We start from the raw sequence: 510 nt of genomic DNA on the forward strand, positions 1-510 counted from the left end.
CGAGTGCGTGATCATTGATTCCCCGCACGACGCCGCCGCGATCATCAGCCAGGTCCGCGGCCGGAAGGTGAAAGCGATCCTGCTGACCCACGCGCACAACGACCACATCGGCGCCGCCCGTGAGGTCGCGGACGCCGTCGGCGCCCCGATCCACCTGAACCCCGAAGACCAGGTCCTCTGGGAACAGGTCTACCCCGGCACCACCGCCGATGCGACAATCGCGGACGGGGACGAGTTCCAGGTCGCCGGGGCCACCCTGAAGGCCATCCACACCCCCGGCCACTCACCCGGCTCCACCTGCTTCCACCTCGAAACCGAGAACACCGTGTTCACCGGGGACACCCTGTTCAACGGCGGACCCGGCGCCACCGGCCGCTCCTACAGCGACTACCCCACCATCCTGACCTCCATCCGCGAACGGCTCCTCACCCTCCCGGCGGAAACAACCGTCCGGACCGGACACGGCGAGAACACCACCATCGCCGCCGAACGCGAAACACTCGCCAAGGT

1 protein-coding gene is annotated in these 510 nt (G+C 68.0%); it reads left to right on the forward strand.

The window, feature by feature from the left end; translation table 11 throughout:
- Positions 1-510: MBL fold metallo-hydrolase (locus G9E11_RS19025; RefSeq protein WP_190609187.1), on the forward strand; the 510-nt coding region annotated here is incomplete at both ends.

This window comes from Arthrobacter ipis (assembly GCF_014694315.1).
Classification (GTDB): domain Bacteria; phylum Actinomycetota; class Actinomycetes; order Actinomycetales; family Micrococcaceae; genus Arthrobacter; species Arthrobacter ipis.